The sequence below is a fragment of the Streptococcus sp. HMSC077F03 genome (assembly GCF_001812375.1).
Classification (GTDB): Bacteria; Bacillota; Bacilli; order Lactobacillales; family Streptococcaceae; genus Streptococcus; species Streptococcus oralis_S.
The window spans coordinates 1-841 of record NZ_KV808764.1; the positions used below are offsets into that span (position 1 = coordinate 1).

At 39.2% G+C, this 841-nt stretch carries 1 protein-coding gene; it reads right to left on the reverse strand.

The window, feature by feature from the left end:
* Positions 1 to 841, reverse strand: an 841-nt coding sequence (locus tag HMPREF2853_RS02720; protein WP_070534757.1) for a hypothetical protein, incomplete at both ends; no start/stop codon positions are given.

Genomic DNA, 841 nt, shown 5'->3' on the forward strand with positions numbered 1-841 from the left:
TTTGGTTTCAAGACACTGATAAACTCTTCATAGGAATGGACTACATGGTCTTTCCCGTCCTTGGTCACCTCTCCATAAACTGTTAGATTGTCAAACAAGTCTCGGTCCTTAGGGATTAAGAGACTGTAAATATCTGAAAAGAGCTTGGCATCTGTTTCGTTAGTCAAGAAATAGAGTTCACCTTTCTTCTTAGTCATCAAGTCATAGGCTGCTGGATATTCTTCCATCAAGCGCCAGTCTGAAGACTGTTCAATTACAGATGGTGGGAGGATAATAGAATAATCCGAATTATCAATATCATCTTTATAATAATTCTTTAAACTAGTAAATTCTTGAAATAGATAAAGAATTCTTGTTTCTATGGCTTTACTAACTTCCTGTGGAATATCCTCTAACTTACCTGTTGCCATGTTAAAGAGGACTTCCTTACGGTCGTGTCCCCCAGTTTTTTGGAGAACGACTGTACGATATTCTTGATCCTTGAAAGCTAAAGAATGAACATAGGTACTTGAGACTGGGAAGTATGACGGATCATAATCCGCAACAGCCTTTAAAAGGTCATACTCCTTTCGAGGTAAATCATCCTGACTGGTATCATAGACCTGAATCTTCCAATACTCCCCCCAACTCAGCTTCTTAACATCAAAGCGATTATCGTCCCATTTGTAAATTAAACGTCTACTTTCTGTAGCAAGGTAACGTTTCCCATAAATCGCACTGCCATAATCAATAGGTTCATCCTTAGTGTCCTGACTCTCACCATTGCTAGCTTGCTTCCAAGAAATAACCAACCCCTGTCTATCAGCTATAAACTCATAAGAAGCTGGTTCTACCTCAGGAG